Here is a 6,732-nt window from a genome sequence, read left to right as displayed (position 1 = left end):
CGGCGCCGTACGCCCGGATCCCGCAGGTCGCGCGTTCCTCACCCTCTTGCATTGCCGCGACGAGAGCTACTCGGCGCATCGCTTCGCCGAGTACCTGTCCTTGGGCGAGGTGCCCGCGGCTGCGGCTGCGGCGGCCCCGGCAGCGCAAGCCCCCGCCGGCGAGTGGGTCGCCCCGGACCCGGAGCTTGCCCCCATCCTTGGCTTCGCGGAGGAAGACCAGGCTGACGCCTTGCGCGGCAATGGCCCCCTCGGCGAGCCGACGCCAACCCGCGCTGATGAGGCGGTGCAGCTCGGTGGCTTGCGCGCGCCGCGACGCTGGGAGCAGCTGCTGCACGAGGCCGCGGTGATCGGCGGCCAGGCGCGCTGGCAGCGCCGCCTCGACGGGCTGCGCCAAGCGCTCGAGGTGGCCCGCGACGAGCTGGCGGACACGGACAACGACGTGCGCCAAGCGATGGTGGAGCGCGACCTCGAGGACCTGGCACACCTGAGCGAATTCGCGCTCCCGGTCATGGCCACCCTCTCGCAATTGCCGAGTGCCGCCACCTGGGGCGAGTGGTTGGACCACCTGGCGCCCCTCGCCACCATGACTCTGCGCGATCCGCGCCGGGTGCTCGCGGTGTTGTCCGAGCTCCGGCCGATGGCGGGCGTCGGGCCGACGGGCCTGGCAGAAGTCATCGCGGTGCTGGGGCCACGCCTGCGCGAACTGGCTGAGCCACCGCCGCGCAGTCGCTACGGCCGGGTCTTCGTTGCCCCCGTGGACAGCGCACGGGCGATGGCCTTCGATCGCGTCTTCGTGCCGGGCCTTGCCGAGAAGCTGTTCCCGCAGAAGATCAGCGAGGATCCGATTCTCCTCGACGCGGTGCGCGACCAACTCGACCCTGCCCTGAAGACCAACCGCGATCGCGTCGAGCAGGAGCGCCTGGCCTTGCGTCTGGCCGTGGGCGCAGCGCGCCAGCACGTGGTGCTCTCCTACCCCCGCATGGACATGGAACAGGGGCGCCCGCGCGTCGCCTCCTTCTACAGCCTCGAGGCGATTCGGGCGGCAGAGGGCGAACTGCTGGACTTCGAAGCGCTGGCGAAACGTGCGGAACGCCAAACCCAGGCTCGCATCGGCTGGCCGGCACCCGATGCGCCGAGCGACGCCATCGACGAAGCGGAACACGACCTGGCGCTGCTCCAGGGCGTGCTGCAAGCGGACGAGGGGCGCGCGGCGGGCGCTGCCCGCTACCTCCTCGACGCCAACAGTTATCTGCAGCGCGCCCTGCGCTTCCGCGCGCGCCGCTGGCTGCGCCGCTGGACGCCGGCCGACGGTCTGGTCGGTCCCCTCGGTGATGCCGCCAAGCAGGCCCTGGCCAGCCACGTCCTCGACCAACGTACGTATTCGCCCACAGCGCTGCAGAACTACGCCGCCTGCCCCTACCGCTTCCTGCTCTACGCCGTGCACAAGCTCGGCCCACGCGAGGTGCCCGCCGCGATCGATCAGATGGATCCGCTGCAGCGTGGATCGCTGGTCCACGACGTGCAGTTCCACCTGTTCACGGAGCTGCGCGGAGACGGATTGCTCCCCGTGAGGCCCGATAACCTGGAGACCGTGCTGGAGCGGCTGGACACGGTGCTCACGCGGATCGCCACCGACTACCACGACCGTTTGGCGCCGGCCATCGAGCGGGTCTGGGACGATGGTATCGCCGGTATCCGCGCCGATCTGCGCGGCTGGCTCTCGCGCATGAGCGAAGACGAGTCAGGCTTCGTGCCCTGGGCCTTCGAACTCGCCTTCGGTCTACCTGATGCCCACGATAGGGACGCCAGGTCCGTGGCCGAGGGCGTGGAGCTCGCGAGCGGCATCCGCCTACGCGGCGCCATCGACCTGGTGGAACGGCGCAGTAACGGCGAATTGCGGGTGACCGACTACAAGACCGGCAAGAACGTGGCGGAGAAGCACCAGATCGTCGGTGGCGGTGAGCACCTGCAGCCGGTGCTCTACGCCCAAGCCGCCGAGCGCATGTTCGCTAAGGACGGCGCGAGCGTGACCTCCGGACGCCTGTGGTATTGCACCACGCGTGGCGACTACGGCGAGCACGAGGTGCCCTACGACGATCGCGCTCGCCAAGCGGCGCAGACCGTGGCGGACACGATCGGCACCGCCCTCAGCCAGGAATTCCTGCCGGCGGCGCCGGCGTCGGCGGACAAGTCCCTCAAGAAGCGCTACTCCACCTGCGAGTACTGCGACTACCGCATCATCTGCGGGCCTTACGAGGAAGAGCGCGTGCAACGCAAGCCGGCGGAGGAGCTGGCGGCCCTGGCCTTGCTGAGGCAGCTCTCGTGAGTCAGGCGCCCCGCGTTCCCGCCGACGCCGCCGCCCGCCAGGCCATCCTCGAGGACCTGGATCACTCCCTGTTCGTCGAGGCAGCGGCGGGCACGGGCAAGACCACGGCGTTGGTCGGGCGGATGGTGGCGTTGATCCGCTCTGGCCGCGCGCAGCTCGATACGTTGGTCGCCCTGACCTTCACGGACAAGGCGGCCGGCGAGATGAAGCTGCGCCTGCGCGCCGCCCTCGAGCGCCAGCTAAGAGATCCGCAAACACCGTCGGAACAAGCCGAGCGTCTGCGCGACGCCCTCTCGCAGCTCGAGCTGGCGGCGATCACCACCATCCACGCCTTTTGCAACGATCTGCTGCGCGAGCGTCCCGTGGAAGCGCAGGTCGACCCGCTGTTCGAGATTGCGGCCAGCGACGAGGAGGCGATGATCGCCCGTGCCTTCGACGACTGGTTCGAGCGCGCCGTCGCCGACCCACCGCCCGGCGTGCGCCGCGTGTTGCGCCGGGAGGCCACCAGCGTGATGGCGGACAACGGGCCGCGCCAGCAGCTGTTCGCCGCGGCGCGGGCGTTGATCGACACGCGCGACTTCGATGCGCCTTGGGCGCGCGAGGTCTTCGATCGCGACGCGCAGATCGACGCCCTCATGACCCAAGCGAACGACGTCGCCGCCCTCGCGGCGCTGTCCTCCTGGCCCGACGATTACCTCACGCAAAGCCTGCGCAACCTCGACCGTGAACTCGCCGAGATCCGCCAGCGGGAACAGGCGGCGCAAGGCGAGCGCGACTACGACGGACTCGAGGCGAAGCTGCGCGCCCTGGCGCGTCCCAAGCCCGTAAGCTGGCATTGGAAGGGGTCGAAGCGCACCCAGTACGGCGAGCTCGACCGCGACACGGTGCTGGAGCGTCGCAACGCCCTGAAGGAAGCGCTGGATCGCTTCAAGGCGGCCTGCGAAGCGGACCTCGCACCGCAGCTGCAGCAGGAGCTGCGCGCCGTGGTCGAGGCCTATGAAAAGCAAAAGGCGAGTGTCGGCAAGCTCGATTTTCTCGATCTGCTGATCCGCACCCGCGACCTGCTGGTGCGCGACAGCACCGTGCGCAACCTGCTGCAGCAACGCTACAGCCACTTCTTCGTCGATGAGTTCCAGGACACAGACCCCTTGCAGGCGGAGATCCTGCTCCTGCTGGCGGCTGATGACCGTCAGGAAGAGGACTGGACCGCCGTCCGCGGGGTGCCCGGTAAGCTCTTCATCGTGGGGGATCCCAAGCAATCCATCTACCGCTTCCGCCGCGCCGACATCGCGATCTACGAGGGTATCAAGCAGCAGCTGACGCAGGCGGGGGCGCGGGTTCTTCACCTGAACACGAGCTTCCGCAGTCGTCCGGCGATTCAGCGCTTCGTCAACGCCGCCTTTAACCGAGCCATGACCGGCGAGCAACAGGCCCGCTACGAGGCGCTGGCGCCCTGGCGCGAGGAGCAGACCGCTCAGCCGGCGGTGGTGGCGCTGCCGGTCCCCCGCCCCTACGGCGACTACGGCACGGTGGTGAACTTCCGCGTAGACGACTCCCTGCCCGAGGCGGTGGCGGCGTACATCCAGTGGCTGGTGGAGGAGAGCGGCTGGACGGTGGAGGAGGGCGGCGAGTCAGTGCCCCTGCGGCCACGCCACGTGTGCGTGCTATTCCGCCGTTTCAAAACCTTCAACCGCGACGTCACCCGGCCCTACGTGCGCGCCCTGGAGGCGCGGCGCATCCCCCACATGCTGGTGGGCGGTCGGTCCTTTCACGATCGGGAGGAAGTGCTGGCCCTGCGCAACGCCCTGACCGCGATCGAATGGCCCGACGATGAGCTGCGGGTCTACGCCACCCTGCGGGGGCCTCTGTTCGCGTTCTCCGATGAGGCCCTCCTCGCCTTCCGCTTCACCGCGCAGGCGGACGGCTCGATTGCGCGCCGACCCCTGAATCCTCTGGTGCGCTTCGAAGGCGACGACGGCGAGCTAGCGGCCGAGCTCAGCGAGGACGATCGGCAGATCATCGAGGCCCTGACGCTCCTGCGTGAGCTGCACTTCCGGCGCAATCGACGGCCCCTGGCGGAGACGGTGACGCGCTTGCTGCGTGCCGTGCGCGCCCACGCGGGCATCGCGATCTGGCCGACCGGTGAGCAGGCCCTGGCCAACGTGTTGCGCACGGTCGACCTCGCTCGGCGCCACGAAGCGCGCGGCGCTATCTCCTTCCGCTCCTTCGTCGAGCAACTCGAGCGCGATGCCCAGGCCCGCGAGGCCGAGGAAGCGACGGTGGTGGAGGAGGGCACCGAGGGCGTGCGCATCATGAACACTCACAAGGCCAAGGGGCTGGAGTTCCCGGTGGTGATCCTGGCGGATCCCACCTGCTCGCGCGTGAGCGAACGGCCGAGCCGCCACGTCGATGCGAGCAAACGCCTCTGGGCTCAGCGCCTGTGCGACTGCGTGCCGCCGGATCTGGCCGCGGTGGCGGAGCAGGAGCTGGCGCGCGAAGAGGAGGAATCCGTTCGCCTGGTCTACGTGGCGGCCACGCGGGCGCGCGATCTGCTGGTGGTGCCGGCGATCGGTGACGATCCCCTCGCGGGCTGGCTGGACGTGCTGCACCCCGCGGTCTACCCCAATCGCGAAGCCCGTCAGCTCGCCGTGGTGGCGAACGGCTGCCCGCCCTTCGGCAGCGACACCGTGCTCGAGCGCCCGCCCAACGCGCGCACCCAGGTGGCCGCGGTGATCCCCGGGCAGCACCGCACGGCCGACGGGGAGGCGGAGGTGGTGTGGTGGGACCCTGGCTTGCTCGCCCTCGAAGCACCGCGCGAGGTGGGCCTGCGCCAGCAGCGCATCCTCGAAGTGGACGAGGCAGGCCAAGCCGAGGCCAGCGAGGCCCATCATCGGCGCTGGCAGGAGGACCGTCAGGCGGTGCTGGCGCAGGGGGCGCAGGCCAGCTGTCGGGTGCGCACGGCCACGGCGTTGGCGGCCGACGGGGCCAAAGCGCAGGATGACTCGACCCACGCGGTCGAGGTGTTGAGCGTCGAGGCCATCGACCCGGCGCGCCCCGGGGGCCGGCGCTTCGGCACCCTCGTGCACGCCGTGTTGGCGACGGCCGAGCTGACCGCCGATGAGAGCGCCCTGGAGGCGGTCGCCAAGGTGCAGGGACGTCTGCTCGGTGCCAGCGATGAGGAGGTCACCGCGGCGATCGCGACCTGCGTGCAGGCCCTGACCCATCCCCTGGTGCGAGAGGCGGCGGACGCCCTCGCGCGCGGCGATTGCTACCGCGAGTGGCCGGTGACGGCGCGGGCCACGCAGGACCCCTCCACCCTCGTCGAAGGGGTGATCGATCTCGTGTTTCGCGACGCGACGGGAGCGTGGTGCGTGGTGGACTTCAAGACCGATCGCGAAGTGAGCGAACTGGCCGATCGCTACGCGTTGCAGCTCCACGCCTACGCCACCGCCTTGGCGCAGGCGCTGGGGTCGACACCGGGTCGCCTGGTTCTACTTCGCGTTTAGGGCGTCGCCGCCGGGGTGTGTGGCCAACGCAGGCGCACGGATACGCGGGTCGGCTCCACCGCGGTGTCGAGCTCACCGTGCAGCGAACGCAGGCGATCGCGCAGCAGGGCCAGACAGGCCTGCCCTTGCGCCTCCTCACCCGGCGGTAACCCGACCCTACCCTCAGCGATGCTCGCGAGCATGTGCACGGCGAGCTGCGCATCCTGCGTCGCCGACAAGGTGATGCTGGTCACCCCCTTATGCAGCATCGCGTAGCGCACCGCGTCGACGATCAGGTGATGCAGGTGCTGGCGCTGCGCGCCTGACAGCGTGACTTCCGGCGGGGACGCTGCCACCGCGAAGGGCCGTTGGAAGCGCTCGCTCAGCTGGTCGGCCAGGTCGCCGAGGAGGCGGGCGAGGGAACTCGCCTGGGCGCTGGGATCGAGGGTTCGGCTGAGGCCGCGGGTGCGTTCCTTGGCCTCCGCCAGCAGGGCGGATAAGTGGCCCGCGCTACGCTCGACGCCATCCTGCTCGGCCGAGCTGAGCAGAAGCACGCCGGTCAGCGCCTGGCCGAGGCCGTCGTGTAGCTCCCTGGCCAGGCGGCAGCGCTCCGCGTCCACCGCCGCGAGCACCCGATCCTCCGCTGAACGGTCCTCATCTGATCCCTTGTGATCCACCGTACAGGCCTCCTCCGCCGGCGCTTGACGCTCCCAGATGCGTTGGTACTATCAGTGACCATGACGACGCAAATCGAGTGGACGAATGATCTCGGGTGGTGGCGCCCTCGCTGACAGCGAGGGGGTACTGTTCGCACACGTCACACACGAGTCGTCCGCTTCAGACCCATCTCCTCCGCGCCGGGGTGATGGGTTTTTTATTGTCGGCGTAGACCGGATCTTAGGATTCGCGTCGCTCCCAGAG

The 6,732-nt window shown here is 69.7% G+C and carries 3 protein-coding genes; 2 read left to right on the top strand and 1 reads right to left on the bottom strand.

What is annotated here, in order from left to right:
- Both AAF184_10145 and AAF184_10140 read left to right on the top strand, forming a co-directional pair.
- The coding region (locus AAF184_10145) for a PD-(D/E)XK nuclease family protein (protein MEO0422686.1) at positions 1 to 2,326 on the top strand (2,326 nt) is incomplete at its 5' end.
- Positions 2,323 to 5,832: a UvrD-helicase domain-containing protein gene (locus AAF184_10140; protein ID MEO0422685.1), complete on the top strand. Its 3,510-nt coding sequence runs from the start codon at positions 2,323 to 2,325 to the stop codon at positions 5,830 to 5,832. The genes AAF184_10145 and AAF184_10140, both read left to right, overlap by 4 nt.
- On the opposite strand, the gene AAF184_10135 is transcribed toward AAF184_10140, so the two are convergent.
- Complete coding sequence (locus tag AAF184_10135) at positions 5,829 to 6,488, bottom strand: histidine kinase (GenBank protein MEO0422684.1); 660 nt, start codon at positions 6,486 to 6,488, stop codon at positions 5,829 to 5,831. The two genes, AAF184_10140 and AAF184_10135, sit on opposite strands and share 4 nt — an antisense overlap.
- Between the last annotated feature and the right edge of the window lie 244 nt (positions 6,489 to 6,732).

The sequence above is a fragment of the Pseudomonadota bacterium genome, from assembly GCA_039815145.1.
GTDB lineage: Bacteria > Pseudomonadota > Gammaproteobacteria > Steroidobacterales > JBCBZW01 > JBCBZW01.
The sequence above is the reverse complement of the archived record's forward strand: the minus strand, read 5'-3'. Positions and strand labels throughout refer to the sequence as shown.